The sequence below is a fragment of the Microbacterium maritypicum MF109 genome (genome assembly GCF_000455825.1).
Lineage (GTDB): Bacteria > Actinomycetota > Actinomycetes > Actinomycetales > Microbacteriaceae > Microbacterium > Microbacterium maritypicum_A.
Window position 1 is genome coordinate 1 of sequence record NZ_ATAO01000127.1, and the last position, 400, is coordinate 400.

At 70.2% G+C, this 400-nt stretch carries 1 protein-coding gene; it reads left to right on the top strand.

Translation table 11 applies throughout. The features are described 5' to 3' along the window. Positions 1-400 (top strand): TetR/AcrR family transcriptional regulator (locus tag L687_RS28305; protein ID WP_021199175.1); only part of this gene is annotated, 400 nt, incomplete at both ends.

Genomic DNA, 400 nt, shown 5'->3' on the forward strand with positions numbered 1-400 from the left:
ACGCGGCCGTCGGCATGGACGAGCTGCGTCAGGAGGCCGGGGTCTCGCTGCGCCGCCTCTACTCGCTGTTCCCGTCGAAGACCGACATCGTCGTGGCCGTGCTCGCACGCAAGCACGCCGAGTGGGAGTCGGGCCTGTCGGGTGCCGTGGCGGATGCGGGCGGCGACCCGCGCGCACGTCTCCTCGCCGTCTACGGCTATCTCGAGAACTGGTTCTGCGCCGACGACTTCCGCGGCTGCGCATTCATCAACGCGTTCGGTGAACTCGGCGGCACGAATCCCGAGGTTGCCGAGATCGTACGGGCGCACAAGGCCTCGTTCCAGGAGTACATGGCGGGTCTCGTCGCCCAGACGGGCGCGCCCCCCGCGCTCGCCGCGCAGCTGTCCATCCTCGCCGAGGG